This window comes from Mycobacterium sp. SMC-11, from assembly GCF_046250095.1.
GTDB classification, from domain to species: Bacteria; Actinomycetota; Actinomycetes; order Mycobacteriales; family Mycobacteriaceae; genus Mycobacterium; species Mycobacterium heraklionense_A.
On record NZ_CP176430.1, the window covers coordinates 4,128,860 to 4,148,607 of the forward strand.

The 19,748-nt window shown below is 65.7% G+C and carries 20 protein-coding genes; 5 read left to right on the forward strand and 15 right to left on the reverse strand.

Annotated features, from left to right (window positions below; translation table 11 throughout):
• Positions 1 to 3 precede the first annotated feature (3 nt).
• Genes ACKY0X_RS19615 through ACKY0X_RS19650 form a run of 8 tightly spaced genes read right to left on the reverse strand, consistent with a single transcriptional unit; the run spans position 4 to position 9,219 of the window.
• The gene (locus ACKY0X_RS19615; RefSeq protein WP_225405027.1) at positions 4 to 1,551 is read right to left on the reverse strand and encodes an MCE family protein; all 1,548 of its coding nucleotides are present in this window, start codon (positions 1,549 to 1,551) and stop codon (positions 4 to 6) included.
• On the reverse strand, positions 1,551 to 2,756 hold the full coding sequence (locus tag ACKY0X_RS19620; RefSeq protein WP_225407830.1) for an MCE family protein: 1,206 nt from the start codon (positions 2,754 to 2,756) through the stop codon (positions 1,551 to 1,553). The genes ACKY0X_RS19615 and ACKY0X_RS19620 overlap by 1 nt, the downstream gene beginning before the upstream one ends.
• A gap of 8 nt (positions 2,757 to 2,764) precedes the next feature.
• The gene (locus ACKY0X_RS19625) at positions 2,765 to 4,228 is read right to left on the reverse strand and encodes an MCE family protein (protein WP_225405028.1); all 1,464 of its coding nucleotides are present in this window, start codon (positions 4,226 to 4,228) and stop codon (positions 2,765 to 2,767) included.
• Entirely contained in the window at positions 4,225 to 5,307 is a 1,083-nt protein-coding gene (locus ACKY0X_RS19630) for an MCE family protein (RefSeq protein WP_225405029.1), read from the reverse strand. The genes ACKY0X_RS19625 and ACKY0X_RS19630 overlap by 4 nt, the downstream gene beginning before the upstream one ends.
• A complete protein-coding gene (locus ACKY0X_RS19635) occupies positions 5,307 to 6,338 on the reverse strand; it encodes an MCE family protein (RefSeq protein WP_065042422.1) in 1,032 nt (343 codons plus the stop codon). The genes ACKY0X_RS19630 and ACKY0X_RS19635 overlap by 1 nt, the downstream gene beginning before the upstream one ends.
• Complete coding sequence (locus ACKY0X_RS19640; protein WP_082977649.1) at positions 6,335 to 7,522, reverse strand: MCE family protein; 1,188 nt, start codon at positions 7,520 to 7,522, stop codon at positions 6,335 to 6,337. Before ACKY0X_RS19640 ends, ACKY0X_RS19635 begins: the two co-directional genes overlap by 4 nt.
• Positions 7,523 to 7,544: 22 nt before the next feature.
• Positions 7,545 to 8,393 (reverse strand): ABC transporter permease, encoded by an 849-nt coding sequence (locus tag ACKY0X_RS19645; protein ID WP_065042439.1) that lies wholly within the window; start codon positions 8,391 to 8,393, stop codon positions 7,545 to 7,547.
• Between the two features lie 13 nt (positions 8,394 to 8,406).
• Positions 8,407 to 9,219: an MlaE family ABC transporter permease gene (locus ACKY0X_RS19650; protein ID WP_065042438.1), complete on the reverse strand. Its 813-nt coding sequence runs from the start codon at positions 9,217 to 9,219 to the stop codon at positions 8,407 to 8,409.
• Between the two features lie 215 nt (positions 9,220 to 9,434).
• Here ACKY0X_RS19650 and ACKY0X_RS19655 point away from each other — a divergent pair, with 215 nt between their 5' ends.
• Entirely contained in the window at positions 9,435 to 10,256 is an 822-nt protein-coding gene (locus tag ACKY0X_RS19655; protein WP_065042437.1) for an SDR family NAD(P)-dependent oxidoreductase, read from the forward strand.
• An 81-nt stretch (positions 10,257 to 10,337) separates the two neighbouring features.
• Positions 10,338 to 10,754 (forward strand): hypothetical protein, encoded by a 417-nt coding sequence (locus tag ACKY0X_RS19660; protein ID WP_409429707.1) that lies wholly within the window; start codon positions 10,338 to 10,340, stop codon positions 10,752 to 10,754.
• A gap of 29 nt (positions 10,755 to 10,783) precedes the next feature.
• On the opposite strand, the gene ACKY0X_RS19665 is transcribed toward ACKY0X_RS19660, so the two are convergent.
• The gene (locus ACKY0X_RS19665; protein WP_409427372.1) at positions 10,784 to 11,638 is read right to left on the reverse strand and encodes an SDR family oxidoreductase; all 855 of its coding nucleotides are present in this window, start codon (positions 11,636 to 11,638) and stop codon (positions 10,784 to 10,786) included.
• 61 nt (positions 11,639 to 11,699) lie between these two features.
• Between ACKY0X_RS19665 and ACKY0X_RS19670 the strand changes: the two genes are divergently transcribed.
• Positions 11,700 to 12,584 carry an NAD(P)-dependent oxidoreductase gene (locus ACKY0X_RS19670; protein WP_409427373.1) on the forward strand — a complete coding sequence of 295 codons (885 nt, stop codon included), beginning with the start codon at positions 11,700 to 11,702 and terminating at the stop codon, positions 12,582 to 12,584.
• Here the strand turns inward: ACKY0X_RS19670 and ACKY0X_RS19675 are convergent.
• Both ACKY0X_RS19675 and ACKY0X_RS19680 read right to left on the reverse strand, forming a co-directional pair.
• Positions 12,581 to 13,402: an SDR family oxidoreductase gene (locus ACKY0X_RS19675; protein WP_409427374.1), complete on the reverse strand. Its 822-nt coding sequence runs from the start codon at positions 13,400 to 13,402 to the stop codon at positions 12,581 to 12,583. The two genes, ACKY0X_RS19670 and ACKY0X_RS19675, sit on opposite strands and share 4 nt — an antisense overlap.
• A gap of 92 nt (positions 13,403 to 13,494) precedes the next feature.
• Positions 13,495 to 14,427, reverse strand: coding sequence for an enoyl-CoA hydratase (locus ACKY0X_RS19680; RefSeq protein ID WP_065042416.1), 933 nt, complete (start codon positions 14,425 to 14,427; stop codon positions 13,495 to 13,497).
• Between the two features lie 99 nt (positions 14,428 to 14,526).
• Here ACKY0X_RS19680 and ACKY0X_RS19685 point away from each other — a divergent pair, with 99 nt between their 5' ends.
• Positions 14,527 to 14,700: a hypothetical protein gene (locus ACKY0X_RS19685; RefSeq protein WP_109403096.1), complete on the forward strand. Its 174-nt coding sequence runs from the start codon at positions 14,527 to 14,529 to the stop codon at positions 14,698 to 14,700.
• Positions 14,701 to 16,275 carry a trehalose-6-phosphate synthase gene (locus ACKY0X_RS19690; protein WP_234784887.1) on the forward strand — a complete coding sequence of 525 codons (1,575 nt, stop codon included), beginning with the start codon at positions 14,701 to 14,703 and terminating at the stop codon, positions 16,273 to 16,275. It abuts the gene before it with no gap.
• A 63-nt stretch (positions 16,276 to 16,338) separates the two neighbouring features.
• Here the strand turns inward: ACKY0X_RS19690 and ACKY0X_RS19695 are convergent, their stop codons facing one another.
• From ACKY0X_RS19695 to ACKY0X_RS19710, 4 genes are read right to left on the reverse strand one after another with little or no spacing between them, the layout of a single operon-like run.
• On the reverse strand, positions 16,339 to 16,878 hold the full coding sequence (locus ACKY0X_RS19695; protein ID WP_065042415.1) for a hypothetical protein: 540 nt from the start codon (positions 16,876 to 16,878) through the stop codon (positions 16,339 to 16,341).
• A gap of 17 nt (positions 16,879 to 16,895) precedes the next feature.
• Positions 16,896 to 17,384 (reverse strand): mammalian cell entry protein, encoded by a 489-nt coding sequence (locus ACKY0X_RS19700; protein WP_065042435.1) that lies wholly within the window; start codon positions 17,382 to 17,384, stop codon positions 16,896 to 16,898.
• The gene (locus tag ACKY0X_RS19705) at positions 17,381 to 18,052 is read right to left on the reverse strand and encodes a mammalian cell entry protein (RefSeq protein ID WP_409427375.1); all 672 of its coding nucleotides are present in this window, start codon (positions 18,050 to 18,052) and stop codon (positions 17,381 to 17,383) included. Before ACKY0X_RS19705 ends, ACKY0X_RS19700 begins: the two co-directional genes overlap by 4 nt.
• A complete protein-coding gene (locus ACKY0X_RS19710; RefSeq protein ID WP_409427376.1) occupies positions 18,049 to 19,746 on the reverse strand; it encodes an MCE family protein in 1,698 nt (565 codons plus the stop codon). Before ACKY0X_RS19710 ends, ACKY0X_RS19705 begins: the two co-directional genes overlap by 4 nt.
• Between the last annotated feature and the right edge of the window lie 2 nt (positions 19,747 to 19,748).

Consider the following 19,748-nt stretch of genomic DNA (forward strand, 5'->3'; position numbering starts at 1 on the left):
ATTTCATTTCGGCAGCATGTCTTCCCAACTCTGCGGCACCGGACGGACCAGGTCCGATTGGCTGTACACCTTGCCGTCGGGTGCCGCAAACTGCCCGGTCCGCGGGTTGTAAGTAGCAAACGCCACAGCGGGGCCGCGGGTGTCCGTGGCGTAGCCGCTCGGTACAGCAGGGACAGATCCCTCCGGGGCAGCCGGCCTTTCAGCCGGCGGTGCCGGATCGCCCTTGGTGGTGTCCGGAGCGGTCATCGCCGGGACTTCGGCTGGGCCGAAGATCTGCTCCCCGAAGGTGATCCGATCATCGGGGGGAACACCCTGCGCGATCAGCGCAGGATCGATCGGGTACGGGCCGGTGACGTGCTGACGCATGGCCAGCGGCTCAAAAGGCTTGTCGCTCTCACAGATCTCGACCGTCGGTGCGCGCTTGCCGGGCTGAGCCATGCATGGGAAGTTCCTGGCGCCGCGAACCCCAATGGCCGAATCCTGCGGCAGTTTGCAGTACAACCCGTCCGGCGTATCCACATCGCTCAGGTCCGCCGGTGAACGCCATGACGACGGCGGCAAGAACCCCACCGTGCATGCCGGTGGGTCGCCGAGAGTGAGGCTAAACTCCGAAAGTGCCATGCCCGTTGGGTTATTCAGGGACGACCCGTAGGACTGGGTGGCGGCCAGATACGGTGGCAACAACACCAGCAGCTGCTCGATCGATCGATGGTAGACGAGGCCGATCTGGCCGACCGTGGTGAGATTGGCCAACAGCAGCGGCAGTGTCGGCTTGATCTGCGACAACAGACGAGACGCTTCGTCTGCTGCGCCAGATCCGGCGCGAAGTATGGTCCGAACTTCCGAATCACGAGCTTCCACTTGTCGCGTGATCCCAGCCAGGCTGCGCGCCCAGGTCCGGATCGCGTCTGCACTCTCGAGTTGGCCCTCCAGCAGCGGCCGACTGTTGTCGATCAACTTGCGCGTGCTGTCAGCGGCCGCGTCGAGCCGGGCGGCCAATGTGCTCGACGACTCGAACAGTGAGCCGAGGTCGTTGCCGGTTCCATTGAGCGCCTTGAAGGATTCGTCGAGTACGACCCCCAGCGTGCCGGTGGGAATGCTACCCACCAACTCGCTCATCTGATCGAGCATCGGACCGACCGGCCTCGGCAGCGACACGTTGTCAGCGGTGATAATGGAACCGTTTTCGAGGTAGGGACCGGCGTCAGTGCGCGGTACCAAGTCCACGTATTGCTCGCCTACCGCCGATACGCTTCGCACGTTGGCCTGCAGGTCTGCGGGAATCCTCGGCGAGGATTTCAGCGACATCGACACTTGTGCGCCGAAGCGGGTTGGCCGGATGTCGGTGACCTTGCCCACTTCTACGCCTCGATAGGTCACGTTCGAGAACTTGTACAAGCCTCCGGTGGTCGGCAGTTGAAGCTTCACCGAGATGCGGCCGATGCCCAGCAGGACCGGTGCCTGCATGTAGGCGAAGACCATCGAGCCGACACCGATCACCGAGGCGATTGAAAAGATGATCAGCTGTCTACGAACGAAACGGGTCAGCATCAGCTTCCGCCCTGGGCCGGTGTGGACGACTCCTGGCCGCCTTGTGGTGGTGATTCGTCGGTTTCAACGGTGGTCAGGGGTGGCAGGGTTGCCACCTCGGCCGGGGGCGGTCCCAGGGGGGCGTGCAGCGGGTCCCGCGTATAGGTCGAGTACCACGGGTCCCCGGGGGCCGGCACCATGGATGTACTCACGTCACCCCACCTGGTTCCGAGCAATATTCCCTTCTTCATGCGGGGAATGGTGAAGTCAAACACTATGAACTGATTCATGTAGTCGCCGCGGATGCCGCGGTCGATGAATTCCTGCGTGTAGGGGTAGGTGGGTAGGTAGGAGATTGCGGTGGTCAGGTCCGGCCCGATGTCGGCCAGGGCGCGCACCGTCGGCTCGAGATTCTCCAAGTTGCGGACGATGTCGGCCTGCGAGTCGTTGATGAGTTGGTTTGCGGTAGAGCTGAAGTCGCCCAGCTTGTCCAATGCACTGACCAGTCGCGGTCGTTGCCTGTTCAACACCTCGAGTGCGGGAGGGATCCGATTCAGTGCGCCGGTCAGAACGTCGCGCTGGCCGGCAAACGTCGCTGCCATCCGGTTCAGCGACGAGATCGTGGCGATGATGTTGTCGTGCTGACTGTCCAGAAGCGTGACCACCGTGTTCATCCGGGTCAGCAGATCCCGGATCTGAACTTGCCGTCCGTCGAGCGCCGCGTTGAAGTTGTGGACGATGTCTCCGATCCGAGTGAGGCCACCGCCGTTGACCACGATCGACAGCGACGACAGGGTCTGCTCGGTCGATGGGTATGTCGAGGACTTGGACAACGCAATGGTCGCGCCCGGGTCCAGTCGCCCGGTGGGCGCCTCGCCCAGGGGCGGGTCCAGGGCGAGGTGCATTGATCCCAGCAGGCTGGTCTGACCCACGGCTGCGACCGCGTTTCCCGGAATGACTACGTCGGGCCGGACCGAGATCTCGACGTCGGCCCGCCAATTCTCGACGGTCATCCTGCGAATCGCTCCGACCACCACATCACTGACCATCACCGGTGAATTCGATTCCAATGTACCGATATTCGCGACTTGGACGTGGTAAATCACTGCGTCGGAACCGGTCCCGACCGTGCCCGGAAGCGGCAACGAGTTGAGTCCGTCGAAGGAACAACCGGACGTGATCAGAGCCGCGCAGCAGGTTACGGCGGCCAGCCTGCGGATCGACATGGTCTTCGTCACGGCGCACCTTCCTGAACTGACAGGCCGGCTCCGGGTGGCAACAGCAGCTCGGTGACATCCGATGCGGCCGGCACCGGTGGTGGCGCCACTCCGGGCGGAATAGGCGCACCCGGATACAGGGCCGGGTGCCGGTGCGCGGGCAAGCCGTCGGGCGCGTAGGCCCCCGGCAGATGCGCTGGATCAGTCCACCCCGGTGGAGGTGGAACGTCACCGGTACCCGTGTAGGCCGACACCGCCGGCGGGGTCTCCTGCGGTCCGCGGTCGGTTCCCCCGGCCCCGGGGGCCAGCGCGGGATCGGAATAGATCACGTTCTTCGGAGCGGGCCCCAGGTAGGCGTTGAAGGGCAGCGGCAAATAGTTGAAGTTCATCAGGCGTAGTGCCGGCCCTAGGTATTGCGCGCACGCCCTACCCGACGCCTCCGCGGTGGCATTTTCGACAGCCGCGATCGCCGAACAGATCGTAGCCACGGGATTCGCGAAATTGTTCATCGCAAAAGATCCCCGGGGACCACCGGTGTCCGGGTTGTAGATGTTATAGCCATTGACCAAGGCATTCGGCGCCGCGTGCAACACGTTTTTGACCACCATGCTGTTATCGGAGAGCACTTGCGTCACATTCGCCAGTCGCTCGATCTGTTCGACGGCCTGGTCACGCGAACCCGCGATGAATCGCTGGATCTTTGCGACGACGGCCGACAGCTCGGTGATAGCCGAGTCCAGATCGGAGCGGCTGCCGTCGATCACGCTCGTCACATCGGCAAGGCGATCCTGGAACTCGACGATCTGGGTATTGCTGTCACGCAGTGCGGCGACAAAGGTCTGGAGATTGGTGATCACCCCGACGATGTCGCCACTGCCCTTGCCCAGAACCCGGCCGACGTCCGCCAGCTGCGTAATGGTCTGACGCAGCTTGTCACCGTTACCTGCCATGGCGCCAGCGGTGGTGTCGATGAAACGTCCCAGCGAGGTGCCCGACACTCCGCTGGACGGGCCCAGGTCGGAGGCGAGCCGGGTGAGCTGCTCTTTGATCTCGTCCCATTCGACCGGGACGGCGGTCCGGTCTTCGCCGATCTCGGCGCCGTCGGGCAGGGTGGCCCCACTGGCCGCAGGACTCGACTCATAGGCAGGCGTCAGCTGCACATAGCGAGCCGACACCAGGTTGGGCGCCACGATGATCGCCTTCGCATCCGCGGGTACGAGCACATCACGGTCCACCGCGAGGACTATCCGGGTGCGAGTTCCCAACGGCTCGATGGACCTGATGGTTCCCACCCGCACACCCACCACGCGGACGTCATCACCGGGATAGATAGCCGTTGCCGATTTGAAGTAGACGACAATCGTCCTGGGACCCAGCAACTTCTGATAGCCGACGAATAGCACAGCAACGGCCAACAGTAGTGCGATACCGCCGGCGGCCAGCTTCTTTCCCCGACTGTCAAGCGCTGACCGGACACTCATCGCGATCCTCCGGGAATCCCGTTGTAGGGAAACGGGAATTCGGCGCGCGGGCCGGCGTTGTCGGGCGGCTGACCGGCATTGACTCCGCGGCGGAATCCGAGTGCGTAGTCCAGGAACGGCTGGATCGCCGGCCCAGGAAGCAGATTGGACGCAAATCCGTTGTAGTAGAACCCGTTGTTGACGGCCTCGCCTTGCGTCAGCTGGTATTTGGCCAGGCCTTTGAGGGACTTCTCCAGATTGTCGCGGTTGCGTTCCAGCATCTGCGCAACCTTGTTGAGTTGCGTGAGTGTGGGTGTCAGTTCCTGCTCGTTGTCATCGACGAGACCGGAAAGCTGTTGTGCCACCGCGGAGGCATTGGCAAGTAGATCGACGATCGCGTGGCGGCGGTCCTGCAAGACAGCGAGCAGGTCGTCGGCATTGAGGATCAGCCGGTTCACCTGCTCGCTGCGTTCGGACAGGATTCCGGTGACACTGGCGGCGGACGCGAGCAAGCCGCTCAACGATTCGTTGCGGTTGTTCAGCGACTTCGACAATCGGCTCACCCCGTCGAAGGTGGGGGCCAGTTGAGGTGCCAGTCGCTCGATGGTCGCCGACAACGTGTCCAAGGATTGGTTGATGCTCGCGGTATCGGTCGCCGCCGTGTTCGCGGTGAACTCCCCGAGCGCGTCCGTCAGCGAGTACGGCGAGGCGGTCCGGGCCAATGGGATGACGCCGCGGGCGCCGATACTGCCGGAACCGCGCGGCTCGATAACCAGAACCCGCTCACCGAGGAGTGTTGCGATGCCGATGTGCGCTGTGGTGTCCACGCCGAGTCGGACCCGGCTGTCGACGGCGAAGCTGACCAGTGCCTTGCCGTGGTCGAGGGAGACCCCGGAGACCGTGCCGACATTGACGCCCGACACCTTCACGTTGTTGCCGGCAGACAGCCCGCCGGCCTCGGCGAACAGTGCCTGGTATCTGATCGAGGTCGCCATCGCCAGGAGCTGCTTGGGCTGCAGCCCGACCATGATGATCAGCGCGACCAGTACGACGCCAACGAATCCCAAACGAACAAGCGATGATTCACGGTATTTCAGCATCAGGGTTCTCCGCACCTTCCGGTGTTCTGGATTACCCACGGGAAGTGAGCGGTACGGCCCTGCAGATCGGTCACCCGAAGCGAGACGCCGCAGATGTAGAGGTTGAGCCAACTGCCGTACGAGCCGAGGCGAACCAGCTTGCGATAGTTCTGGGGAGTCTTCTGCATCAGCAAGTCGAGTCTGGCCAGGTCGGTCTCGTTCGCCACCAGCGGGGCCAGTCGGGTCAGCTGATCAACCGTTCCCGACAGCGGCCGGCGGGCCTGGGTCAACAGTCCGGCCAACGAGGCCGTCCCGTTGTCCAGTGCGGTGATGGCGCTGCCGATCGGATCGCGTTCGGCGGCCAGACCGCTCACCAGACGCTCGAGGCCATCGACCGCACCGGAGAACTGCTTTCCGTCCTTGGACAACACCGCCAGAGTGTCGTCGAGATTCGCGATGAGCTGCTCCACGATGTGTCCGTTGTCGGCCAACGCATTTGTGAAAGAAGAAGTTCTGGTGAACAACGACTCGAGGTCACCGCCCTGTCCCTGCAGGATCTGGATCAATGAGCTGGTCAGGGAGTTGACGTCGTCGGGGTCGAGGCCCTTGATGACGGGCTTGAGACCTCCGAGCAGCAGGTCGAGGTTCAGGGCCGGCTCGGTCCGGTCGAGACCGAAGCGCGATCCCGCCGGCCGGATCTTGGTTGATCCCGGATCGTCGATGAGTTCCAGGTAGCGGTCGCCGACCAGATTCAGGTAGCGCACGGCGACCTTGGTGCTCTCGGTCAGCCGCACGTGGTCGTCGGCGTCGAAGGCCACCAGAACGGTGTTGTCGGGTTGCAACGCGATCTTGCGTACGGTGCCGACGCGAATACCGGCGACGCGCACCGAGTTTCCCGCTTTGAGGCTGGAAGCGTCCTGGAAGACCGCCGAGTAGGCGTTGGTGGAACCCGACCGGTACTGGCTGAAGATCGCGAGAAGAACAGCGGTCAGCATCACCATGGTCACACCGAACGCACCGAACTTGGCGGCCGTCTTTCCGAGGCCGCTCATCCGGGCTGACCTATCTGTCCGCCGTTTCGTGGCGGTCCGTCGATCGGCCCGTACAGCAATTGTTTGAGTCCGTCGGAGTTCAGCAGAATCCCCTCGTTGCCGTATTGCGCGGGGTTGGCGTTGACGTCGGTGATCACGAACGGTGGCTGCTTTTGGAAGCCGACCTTGGGGAGGTCTGTGCACTGGGGTCCGCCGGTGGCGGCGACCTTGGGCAGGTTCTGCGGATACCGGTAGCGCTCTTGCCCGAAAACCACGGTCTGCAGGAGCAGACCGCCGGGCACCGGTGTGCCCGGCGCCTTGGCGAGCTCCACGGCACCGCCCAGCCCACAGGTCAGCGCCTCATGGTATTGGTTGGTGAGGTCTGTGGTCGGGCCGAGCAGGTGCATGACATCGGTGATTGCCTGCCGGTTGGTACCCACGACGTCATTGCCCGTGTCGGCCAGGCCGATTGCGCTGAGCAGCAGCGTGTCCAGGTTGTGCTGTTCGCTGACGAGCGTCTGGCTCATCCGGGTCGCTGCGGCGGCAGCGGCGCTCAGGTCAGGTGCCGCATCGGCATAGGCGTTGAACACGTCGGGCGCAACGGCGAGTTCGCGTTCCATTGCTGGCAGGCTCGGATCGGTTCGCGCAAGGAACCCATCAAGGTCGCTCATCATCTGACCGATCCGCTCCCCCCGGCCGTCCAGGGCGGTGGCCAGCGCGCCCAGCGTCTCGTTGAGTTTGGTGGGTTCGATCTTCTGCAACACCGAGGACAGTCGCTCGAAGACCGAATTGACCTCGACCGTGACATGGTCTGCGTCCAGCACCTGACCGGTCTGCAAGGAGTGTTCCGAGGGCTGGTCCGGCGGAACCAGATCGACGAACTTCGACCCGAACACGGTGGACGAGGAGATGCCGACGCGCACGTTTGCCGGAATGACGTCGAGGTAGGACGGATTCATAGCAAGATGCAGCGCGGCACGCCCATCGGGTAGCGGTTCTATTGACTTCACCGAGCCAACTTGGGCGCCATGTAGTTTCACCTTCGCACCGGTGTCCATGACCAGACCGGCGCGCTGCGAAAGCACGGTGACGGGAACCGTCTTGGTGAAGCTGCCCCGGAAGAATCCCAGCGCTACCGCGACGGTGGCCACGACCACCGAAACGGAGGCCAACCCCAACAGAATTCGACGTGCCTTCGAAGTCATCGCCATCAGTGCTACGCCGCCCCTAGCCCGACAAGTTGAAGTTGCCGTCGGAGCCGTAGACCGCCAGCGACACCAACAGGGTCACCGAGATCACGACGACCAGTGAGGTCCGCACGGCGGTGCCCACGGCCACCCCTACTCCCGAGGGCCCCCCGGAGGCGAAATAGCCGAAATAGGTGTGCACCAGCAGAACCGCAATAGCCATCAGGATCGCCTGGAGAAACGACCACAACAGATCTGTCGGATTGAGGAACGTTGCGAAGTAGTGGTTGTACAGGCCTGCCGATTGTCCGAACATCACCACGGTGGTCAGCTTGCTGGCAACGAAAGACAAGATCACGGCAATCGAATACAGCGGGGCGATCGCCACCATTCCGGCCGCAATGCGGGTGCTCACAAGGTATTCGACGGCACGGATGCCCATGGTCTCCAGTGCGTCGACCTCTTCGTTGATCCGCATGGCGCCCAACTGAGCCGTCACGCCGGCACCGAACGTGGCCGCCAGACCGATCCCGGCCACCACCGGCGCCGATATCCGCACGTTGATGAACGCGGCCAGAAACCCGGTCAGGGCTTCAATGCCGATGTCGCCGAGCGAGCTGTAACCCTGAACCGCCAACGTTCCGCCGGCGGCCAGCGTGAGAAATCCGACGATGACGACGGTCCCACCGATCATCGCCAATGTGCCTGCCCCCATGCTGATCTCGGCGATGAGGCGGATCACTTCACGGCGGTAGGTCGATGCCGCGTGTGGCACACCGCCCAGAGCACGCCCGTAAAACGCGGTGTGATCGCCGATCCGGCCGATGACCTCGAGAGGTCTGTTGAGCTCCCGCGCCAACTGCGGGTGAAGCACGCGTAAGCCAGCCATCGCCATGTCCCGGCTAGTCCGAGGTCATCTGGATGCCGATGGCGGTCACCACCACATTCACCACGAACAGCGCCATAAAGGCGTACACCACCGTCTCGTTGACGGCGTTCCCCACCGCTTTGGCCCCTCCTCCGCTGATGGTCAGCCCGCGATAGCAGGCGACCACTCCGGCGATCAGGCCGAACAGTGCCGCCTTCACGCACGAGATGATCACTTCCGGAACCCCGGTAAGCAGCGTGATCCCTGCGGCGAATGCCCCGGGGTTGACACCCTGAATGAAGATCGAGAACGTGTAGCCGCCGAGGATCCCGATGATCACCACCAGGCTGTTGAGTAGTAGGGCGACGATGCCCGAGGCCAGCATCCGCGGCGCTACCAGCCGCTGAACCGGGTTGATACCGAGCACCTCCATGGCATCGATCTCTTCGCGAATGGTGCGTGATCCCAGGTCTGCACACATCGCCGTCGCCCCGGCGCCGGCCACGATCAACACGGTGACCATCGGTCCGACCTGAGTGACCGCGCCGAACGCCGCCCCGGCTCCGGACAGGTCCGCGGCTCCGAGCTCACGCAACAGGATGTTCAGAGTGAAGCTGACCAAGACGGTGAACGGGATGGCGACCAGGACGGTGGGCATCAGTGACACCCGCGCCACAAACCAGGACTGCTCCAGCAGTTCTCGGCCTTGGAAGGGGCGCCGGAACAGGAACTTCACCGCATCGGCCGACATGGCCAGCAGTCCGCCGACTGCCTGCATGGTTCCGGCTCCGCCGGTACCGAGCACCCGCAATCCGGACGACCAGCGGTCCTGGGCACTGTTCACCATGTACCGCAAACCCTCCACTGGTGGTTCGACCGAACCCTGTCACCGATCCGCCCGGCTCGGCGGCAACAGACACGTTGGCAGCCAAAAGTGTCCGCCGACACACGGTGTCCCACCTACCGGGAAGCGTCGCGGCGCCAGGGCGGCTCGGACGGGAACGTAGCCTGCTGTCCAGACGCGTCACGGTCCACCACAGCGACAGGAGTTCCCCTGTGTCACTGCCCGTCGAGCCCTCATCCGGCCTTTCGCGCTACGTTCACCGCCGAGTACTGATCACCGGGGCGGGGTCCGGCATCGGTCAGGCCTGCGTGCTACGGATTCTGGCCGAAGGCGGCCATGTGGCCGCCGCCGACATCAGTGGTGACGGGTTGGCCGACACCGTCGCCAAAGCCGGCCAGCTCGCAAGTCGCCTGTCGACAGTGGTGATGGACATCCGTGACGAACAGTCGGTCCGCGCCGGCGTGGCCCAAGTCGTCGAATCGCTGGGCGGCCTCGACACGCTGGTCAACGCCGCCGGAATACTTCGTTCATCCCATTTGTCACAGACCACCCTGGCCGACTTTGAAGAAGTGATTCGGATCAACCTGATCGGCACTTTCCTGGTCACGCGCGAAGCCATCGGCGCGCTTCACGAAGGCAAAGGGCCATCGGTGGTCAACTTCAGCTCGACGTCCGCGCAATTCGCTCACCCATACATGGCCGCCTATGCCGCGTCCAAGGGCGGCGTGCTGTCGATGACGCACGCCTGGGCGATGGAATTCGCCAAAGCCGGCATCAGGTTCAATTCCGTGCAACCCGGCTCGATTGCGTCAGGCATGACTGATGGCTCGGGCATGTCACGCCAAAGCGTCGGCCCGGGCCTGCCTCAGGACGCCGACTTCACGCTGTTCGGCAAAGTAGCGCCGATGCTGCCGCTCGATGGTGGCGCGATCTTCGCCAACCCCGATGCGGTCGCCGGCGTGGTGGCCATGTTGGGGAGCGACGACGCCTACTTCGTCACCGGTACCGAAGTCCGGATCGACGGCGGCTCCCATATGTAGGGGACGCTCCGCAGCGCCAGCCAGTTACCACCGATGGAGGAAAGAATGAAGGCCACGGGTCTACTGTGCGCGCTTTCGGCGATGGCAACGGCTGGAATATTCACTTCCCCCCCAAGTAAATCCGAACCGTTCTTTGCCAACTACCAACTCTTCCTGACAGACCGCTACGACTTCCACACCTGGGCTTGGGCGGTATCACACTGCATACCGGCAGCGGATGACTGCGCGCATATCCAAGCGGTTCCCATGCCCGTGGCCAAAGCTTTCGAATACGCCGGCGACGCCCACCTCGCCGATGGCCGCTACACGTTGGCTGTCGATATTCCTGATGGATTGCGTTGCGGTAACGTCTATTACGGTCCCGTCATCCCCACGCATGACGTGTACTCCTGGGACGCGGCGACACTGCAAGGAACCTTGACGTCCTCGTTTGAGGTCGGCTGCAGTGGATCACCCGGCGGAGTCCTGAGCTACCCGTTTACGTTAACGCGGCTCTGATGGGCTCGGAGCAGCCGGCCTGACTGCTACTACGACGGCGCCCGAAACGACCTCATCCGCAGCAGGTAGCGCGGCACCCCCGAGATACCGAGACTGCGTGGCCAGTCATCGCTGCGGAAGTAGGCGTCGGTGCCGCCGTCGACGAAGATGACACTGCCGCAAAGGAAGTCCGCGGCGTCCGAGAGCATGAACAGCATCCAGTCGGCCAACAGTGCGGGATCCCCGTAGCCGCCGACCGGCACCGGGAACGACTGAACGGCCTTGGCCTGCTGCGGTATCGCCAACAACTCGTCGAGCAGCGGCGTCTGGATCGCCCCGGGCGCTAACACGTTGAGCCGGATCCCGGCTGCGGCCCACGCCGGAGTCACCGCGCGCCGGCGTGCCCAGCGGGTCACCGCGATCTTCGATGCCCCGTAGGCCATCGACGGCGCCGCGGGGCCCAGCAGCTTCACCGTGCGCACCGCCCGCGCCGTCTTGCCGGCGAGCAGGGCACGCACGGCTCCACGAGGGACGGCGGGGATGGTGGTCGACGAATTGCTGCCGATCACCACGACTTTGGCGCGTTCCGTGGCGGCCAGCGCCGGCCGCCACGCCTCCAGCAGATCCACCACCCCGCGGAAGTTCACCTCGAAGATGGTGCGGGCCATGCCGGGCCCCGGCTTCGGGCCGAGACCCGCCGCCAGGACGGCGCCATCGAGACGGCCCCCGCACTGGGCCAGCACCTGCTCAGCGGCGGCGGAGCGTCCGGTCGGGCTGGACAGGTCCGCGATGACGTCGGCGTCGCGCAGGTCGACCCCGATGACGGTGTGACCGGCTGCCCGCAGCTTCTCCGCAGCCTGGCGTCCCATACCGGATGCCGAGCCGGTTACCGCGTAAACACCCACGAGACGTCCTCCTCTGGCCGTTGCCCTCCGTCATACAGACATACAGGGCAAGGTAGACATCATGCACGTCGGATTCATCGGACTCGGAAACATGGGCAGCGGCATGGCCGCCAACCTGCTCAAGGCAGGTCACGCCGTCACCGCCTACAACCGGTCACCGGCCAAGGTGGCCGCCCTGGCACAGCAGGGCGCCACGCCGGCACGCACGGTGGCCGACACCTGCCGCGGCGACGTGGTGCAGACCATGCTGGCCGACGACGAGGCCGTCGAGAACGTCACGCTCGGCCCGGACGGCATTGTGGCGTCGTTGCCGCCCGGCGGCACCCACATCTCGTCGAGCACCATCAGCGTGGCGCTGGCCCGTCGGCTCACCGCCGCGCACGCGGAAGCGGGCCAGTCCTATATCGCCGCACCCGTCTTCGGCCGCCCTGACGCCGCCGCCGCGGCAAAGCTTTTCGTGATCGCGGCGGGCACGCCGGCGGCACTGGACCTGGCGGCGCCGCTATTCGACGCGGTCGGTCAGCGCACCTTCGTGGTGTCCGAGCAGCCGTACACCGCCAACCTGGTGAAGCTGTCCGGCAATTTTCTGCTGGCCACCGTCATCGAGTCGCTCGGTGAGGCGATTGCGCTGGTGGAGAAGGCCGGGGTGGACCCGGTGACCTACGTCGACATCCTCACCTCGACGCTGTTCAACGCGCCGGCGTATGCCACCTACGGCGACCTGATCGCCCGCAAGAGCTTCGAGCCGGCCGGCTTCGCCGCCACCCTCGGGCTCAAGGACGTCCGGTTGGCGTTGCAGGCCGCCGAGGAGCTGACGGTGCCGCTGCCGCTGGGCAGCCTGCTGCGCGACCGTTTTCTGGCCCTGCTGGCCAACGGCGGCGGACAGCTGGACTGGTCGGCGATCACCACCCTGGCCGGGCGCGACGCCGGGGTCAAAGGGCCCTAGCCCTGGACCACTCCGCGCAGCCCGTCGGCCCCGAACGCGGGCTCGAGCATGGACGAGAAGTCCGGGCCGCGGCGCAGCATCTGTCCGCCGTCGACGTTGATGACCTGACCGGTGATGTAGCCGGCCGCGTCACTGAGCAGGAACAGCGCCAGGTTGGCGACATCTTCGACCTCGCCGGGCCGCGGCAGCGGCGTCGAGACGCGGTAGTCCTCGCTCAGCTCGGGCGAGTCCAGGATCGGGGCGACCAGCTCGGTGCGGGTCAGGCCAGGGCGGATGCTGTTGACCCGCACCCAGGAGGCGCCCAGCTCGTCGGCCGCCAGCTGCATCATGTGGTCCAGCGCCGACTTGGTGGGGCCGTAGGCGCCGAACCAGCGGTGGGTGTTGCTGGCCGCGATCGAGGAGATCCCGACGAACGAACCCCCGCCGCCGCGCACCAGCGCCCGGCCGGCGTGCTTGAGCACATACAAGGTGCCGTTGACGTTGAGGTCGACGGTGCGCCGCCACAACTCCGAGTCGATCTGGGTGATCGGCCCGATGGTCAGCGAACCGCCGGCGCAGTGCACCACGCCGTGCAGCCGGCCGTTCTTGGCCACGGCGGCATCGACGGCGGCGATCACGCTGTCCTCGTCGGTGACGTCGGTCGGCTGGTGACGGACGTTATCGCCCAGCTCGGCAGCCACCTTCGCCAACCGATCGGCGTCTCGCCCAACGATCAGGACATCGGCCCCAGCGGCAGCCAGCGCGGCGGCCACCGCCTTGCCGATACCGCTGCCGCCGCCGGTGACCAGGTAGCTGCGGTCTTCAAAGGAAAGCTGCACACCGACCCCTCACATCGAAAACTGAAACAGGTTCTACCTATGGAACCACGCCTCAGGCCGCGGCCCCCGTCGAACGACGCAACGCCTCAGAGTCAGGGTTGGTCGCGGCGGGCCACGGCGGTGGGCTTGGCGGTGCGCCAGTCCTCGACATCCGGCGGCAAGCCCAACGGGGCGCGGTTCTCGTTGTGGGCCGACCAGTGTGCGTGGCCCAGTTGATGGATGTGGAAGCCGTGCCGTAGCGCCTCGGTGAAGCCCATCGCGTCGGCGGCGCCGTTCACCGAATCCTTGATCAGCAGCGCGGCCATGGTGGGCAGCTTCGCGATGCGGCGGGCGAACTCCAGCGTCTTGTCCGCGAGCTCATCGGTCGGGAACACCTTGGAGACCATGCCCAGCCGGTGCGCCTCGTCGGCGTCCAGCGAGTCCCCGGTCAGCAGCAGCTCCTTGGCTTTGCGGGGCCCGAACTCCCAGGGGTGGGCGTAGTACTCCACGCCGGGCATGCCCAGCCGAACCCCGACGACGTCGGAGAACCGGGCGTTGTCGGCGGCCACGATCAGGTCGCAGGCCCAGATCAGCATCAGCCCGGCCGAGATGGCGTTGCCCTGCACCTGCGCGATGGTGATCTTGCGCAGGTCGCGCCACCGGCAGGTGTTCTGGAAGAAGAAGTGCCACTCCTGCAGGTACGTCTTCTCCACGACCGGCTCGCGGGTAGCGCCGTGGGACTGGAACGTCGGGTGCTGCGCCGGTCCGGGTTTCCGCTCGAGCAACGTGGCTTCGGACCCCAGGTCGTGGCCGGCGGAGAAGTTCTTGCCCCGCGCGGCCAGGATCACCACCCGGACGGTGTCATCGGCCTCGGCGCGGCCGAATGCCTCGTCAAGCTGCACCAGCAGGGTGCGATTCTGCGCGTTGTGCACGTCGGGGCGATTCAGCCAGATCCGGGCGATGCGCCCGTCGTCGAGCGTCTCGTAGTCGACCAGCCGACCCGAAGTGTCGTCAGGCTGCTCCGATGCGGTGTCCGATGTGACCATTGCCTCCGCCCTCGTCGTCGTCGCATCACAGGCTACGGCGGCCGCCCTGAGCTGCCCGAGCCAGGTGTGACACAGCGCGCACTTCGCTAGAGTCAAGTCATGCCTGCTAAATCCGAACACGCCGACATCGAGGACGTGGAACCGCTGGCCGACAGCACCGCGCGCCAGGCCCGGCGAGTGGTAGCCGCCTACGCCGAGGACGCCGACGAGTGTCGGGTGTTCCTGTCCATGCTGGGAATCGGGCCCGCGACACCCGACAAGAACGGGGCGTAGATGCCGGAGCCCGGCGGTTCAGCGAGGCTCGACGAAGGAGAGCCGAAGCTGGGACCGCCGCATGAGCCCGGCGGTTCAGCGAGGCTCGACGAAGGAGAGCCGAAACTGGGACCGTCGAATGGGCCCGGGGGCCCGGCCGCGTCACATGCGCATCAGGCCGGAGAGTCCGATTTCGTCGTAGTGGCCAACCGGCTGCCGATCGACATCGAGGTGCTCCCGGACGGTACTACGGCGTGGAAGCGCAGCCCCGGCGGATTGGTCACCGCGCTCGAGCCGCTGCTGCGTAAGCGCCGCGGCGCCTGGGTCGGCTGGCCCGGCAGCCCGGAAGCGCCCGACGGTCCGATCGACGTCGAGGACCTGCGGCTGCATCCGGTGCCGCTGGACACCACCGATATCGCCGAGTACTACGAGGGCTTCTCCAACGCCACCCTGTGGCCGCTGTATCACGACGTGATCGTTAAGCCGATCTACCACCGGCAGTGGTGGGACCGCTACGTCGACGTCAACCGCCGTTTCGCCGAGGCCACGTCGCGAGCCGCCGCGCCGGGAGCCACGGTGTGGGTGCAGGACTATCAGCTGCAGCTGGTACCGAAGATGCTGCGGGATCTGCGGCCCGACCTGACCATCGGATTTTTCCTGCACATCCCGTTCCCACCGGTGGAGCTGTTCATGCAGCTGCCGTGGCGCGCCGAGATCGTCGACGGCCTGCTCGGCGCCGACCTGGTCGGCTTTCACCTGGCCGGCGGCGCCCAGAACTTCTTGTTCTTGGCTCGCAATCTGGCCGGGGCCGTCACCTCGCGGGGCTCGGTCGGGGTGCGCAGCCGATTCGGCGAGGTGCGGCTGACCGACCGCACGGTACGGGTCGGCGCCTTCCCCATCTCGATCGACTCCGGCGAACTCGACCGCAAGGCACGCGAGCGCGCAATCCGACGGCGGGCCAAGGAAATTCGCGCCGAACTGGGCCATCCCCGCAAGATCCTGCTCGGCGTGGACCGCCTGGACTACACCAAGGGCATCGACGTCCGGCTCAAGGCGTTCAACGAGCTGCTGGCCGAGGGACGCGCCAAGCGCGACGACACCGTGCTGGTGCAGCTGGCGACTCCGAGCCGGGAGCGGGTGGAGAGCTACCAGATCCTGCGCGACGACATCGAACGCCAAGTCGGCCACATCAACGGCGAGTACAGCGAGGTCGGTCACCCGGTGGTGCACTACCTGCACCGCCCAGTCCCCCGCGACGAACTGATCGCATTCTTCGTGGCCAGCGACGTCATGCTGGTGACCCCGCTGCGCGACGGTATGAATCTGGTCGCCAAGGAATACGTGGCCTGCCGCAGCGACCTGGGCGGCGCCTTGGTCCTGAGCGAATTCACCGGTGCTGCAGCGGAATTGCGTCAGGCTTACCTGGTCAATCCGCACGACCTCGAGTGCGTCAAGGACGTCATCGAGGCGGCGGTCAACCAGACTCCCGAGGAGGGGCGCCGACGCATGCGGGCACTGCGTCGCCAGGTGCTGGCCCACGACGTGGACCGCTGGGCCCGATCCTTCCTCGGTGCGCTCGCCGACTCCGCGGAGTAACGCGGCGTGGCTCAGCCGACCGCGCCGACCCGCTAGCCCGATTGACGCCGCCTGCGATCGACGCTAGCTACACAGGTGCTGTGGGTTGTCCTGGCAGTTCAGCGGGTAGTGGACGACCGGGTACGGCAGCGGCGAGACGAAGGTCAGCGTGAACGCGCGCTTGGTCAACCCGGGCTGCAGTCCACACACCGCGTTGTGCGCGGTGGTGTAGGTGCCGTTGAGAGACGTGTCGAACTGGTACATCTCGTCGCTGCCGGCGGTGGTCCCGTCGGAGCACCGGGTGCCCGCCAACAGCGGCGTCTTGTAGGTCCACTGGCCGTTGGCCAGCCGGTAGGCCCCGGCCTGTCCGGGCGGGCCGTTGCTTTCCACCTGCAGCTTGCAGCCGACCGCCAGGTGCAGTGGCACGCGGCCGTCGCCGACGGTCGGGACGCACAGCGGATAAATCTTCCAGGTCGCGGTCTTGGCACCGTCGTTGTAGGTGTAGATGCCCTCCAGCGTGCCTTCTGGAATCGCATCGTCGTCGGCACCGGCCGGGACTGCGAGCCCGGTGGCCGCCGTCATCGCCGCAGCCAAGGCGACAAGACCACGAACGAGTTTCCCCATGGCGCTCATCCTTTCAGCTAGATCGGCACGATATTGCTGATCAGCCACTTGCGGTCGATCTTGCGGAAGTCCACCCGCAGCCGACTGCCCTCGTAGTACTTCTCCTTGGACTTGCCTGTCACGGTGCGGTTGACGAACACCAACACCGAACCCGAAGTCCGGCGCGCAGCCATGGCGGCGACGCCGACGACATCGACCTGGTTCACCAACTGCTTCTCGCGCGCCTGCGGGATGATCTCGTTGATGGCACGAGCCTCGAATTCGCGCCGGTAGTCCCCGGTGAACATCGGGTAGGTCTCGGTCAGGCTGCGTTCCACCGTCTTGTACTCATAGCCAAGCACTTTGGGGATCTCGTCAGCGGTCAGTCTGACCAGCTCCGAGCGCGCCGACTGTTCACCGTGCGTCTCGACCCGGTTCCAGTACAGCTTTCCCGCCGATGCGCCAAGGCCCACGAACGCCGCGAGCAACGCCGCCAACACGGCCAGCAACATCCACTTACGCGTCATCGGCTGCCGTCCGGCCACTTGAGGTCGTATGCCGTCATGTTGCCCGCGTCGTCTTCATGCACGATCACCCGCAGAGCGTAGGGCTGCGACGGCTTGTTGACTCCATCGACATCGGTGGCGGTAGCTCGCATCGCCACCAATACCGACGCGTTGGCGGCGATGTTGTCGACTCCTTCCAACGCCGCGGCGTTGATGACGGCTTCCGAGCTGTGCTTGGTCTCGCGTAGCAACGCCTTGAGGTTCTCGGCGTTGGCGGCCATGGTGTCGCGCAGCGGCCCGCTGGTGCCCGCCACGAAGAGATCCACCTGCTCACTGATGGTGTCGGGCGTATAGGTGTACATGTTCAGCACGGTCTGGACCGCGGTGTCGATGAATCGCTGGTCGCGCTGCTGCGCTGCGTCGGCATGCCGGTGTTGTACCCCGAGCGTGGCGACCAGCCCGCCCAGCAGGACCGACGCCGCCAGTCCGACCGCGCCCGCCAGTTGCGCGGTCTTGCGAGCATTGGGCCGACGCCGCGGCGGCGGACCGGCCGGCCGCACCGCCCGCACCGCGGCGCGACTCGGTGCGGGAATAACTACGGCGGCCGGCGTCGTTTCGCCGGGATCACCCGCTGGTCCCGCAGCCCGCGAGGCCCGGCGCCGGACCTTCGCGTCGTCGGGTCCGCTCACGTCTGCCTCGGCGCGAGCATCAGATCAGCCCAGTTCTCCGCCGGCAGCCACTTGTCCGAGCCGGAGACGAACACTCCGCTGTTACCGGCCGGATCCACGAACTTTCCGGACCGGTCGTAGGTGCTGTACGCGACCCCGTTGGCCTCGGCGGGCAACGGTCCCGGAGCCGGACCGGGCGCCGGTGCCGGCGCGGGGTCACGACCGTAGGCAGGCAGGCCACCATTGCCCCCAGGACCAGTCGGCAGGTTCTGGTCCGGCGGCGCGTAGTACGGCCACGGCGCCGGCGGGTTGGGACCGAGCTGGTTCGGCGGGTACGGCAGGGGGAACGGCGGGTTGGGCGCCGGACCGGGGCCCGCGGGCACACCCGGCGGCAGCGTAACGACCGGCGGTCCCGGGTCGTAGTCCGTCGACGGCGGGATGTAGGGGAACTTGTTCATCGGATTCAGCATCCGCGGATCGGTGATCGGGGTGTCGTACGGGACCGGCGGGCCGCGCCAGGTGTTGCTACCGATCGGGACGTAGCCCCGCGGGTCGCGACAGAGCTGGATCGTCGGCGCCCGCTTGCCCGGGTACTCCATGCACGGGTAGTTGCGCGCGCCGCGAACCGCAGACGGGTCGTTCTGCGCGGCCTGACAATACAAGTTCTTGGGCAGCTCACGGACGGTTTCGTCGGCCGGCGAACGCATCTCGGTGAACGGCAAGAAGCCGACCGTGCACGGAGGCGGGTCATGCATGTCGATCTTGAAGTCCAGCTTGGCGCCCTCTTCCATCGGCACACCACCGGCGACGGTGATCAGCGCCGCCATCAGCGCAGGGAACACCACCAGCGCCTGCTCGATGGAGTTGCGATAGATGACTCCGACCCGCCCGAAGTTGGCGATGCTGGCGGCCAGCGTCGGGAAGGAGGCGCGGATCCCGTCGAACGTGGTGTTGGCCTCGTCAGCGACGCTGGGCAGCGTCTGCAGCACCTCGCGGAGCTGCGGGTCGGCGTTGCGCACCTCGGTGGTGACCGCCGCCAGCGACCGGGCCAGCTTCTTGATGCCATCGCCCCCGCGGATCTGGGCGTCCAAGAAGGGCTCGACCTGGTCGACCAGCTTCGAGGTTGCGTCGAAGTTGTCATTGGCTTCGTCGATGAGCTGCCGCGACGAGGCGATCATTCGGGCCAGCTCCTGCCCGGAGCCGTTGAATCCCTCGAAAGCGCTGCGCAGCAGATCACGAAGACGACTGTTGGCGACACTGTTGACCAGCGACTGCGCCTGGTCGAGCAGTCCGGCGATGTCCTGACCGATAGCGGTGCGGTCCTGGCCGATACGCGCGCCGTTGCGCAGTACGCCTGTAGCCGTATCCCCGGCGGGTGGCACCAGGTCGATGTACTGCTCACCGATTGCGGACATGCTCTTGACCGTGGCGGTGACATTGCCCGGGATCTTGGTGCTGCTGTTGAGCCGCATTGCGGCGTCGACACCGTGGTCGCTGAGTTGAACAGATTCCACCCGACCCACGGTCACGCCGCGGTAGGTGACGTTGGCGCTCTTGTAGATACCGCCGCCGCCGATGAAGTCGGCGGTCACCTTGTAAGTCCCGATGCCCATCCGGCTCGGGGCATGCAGGTACAGGATCGAGATCGCACCGACGGCCAGCACTGTGACCACGGCGAAGATCCCGAGTTGGATTCGAACGAGGCGGGTCAGCATCG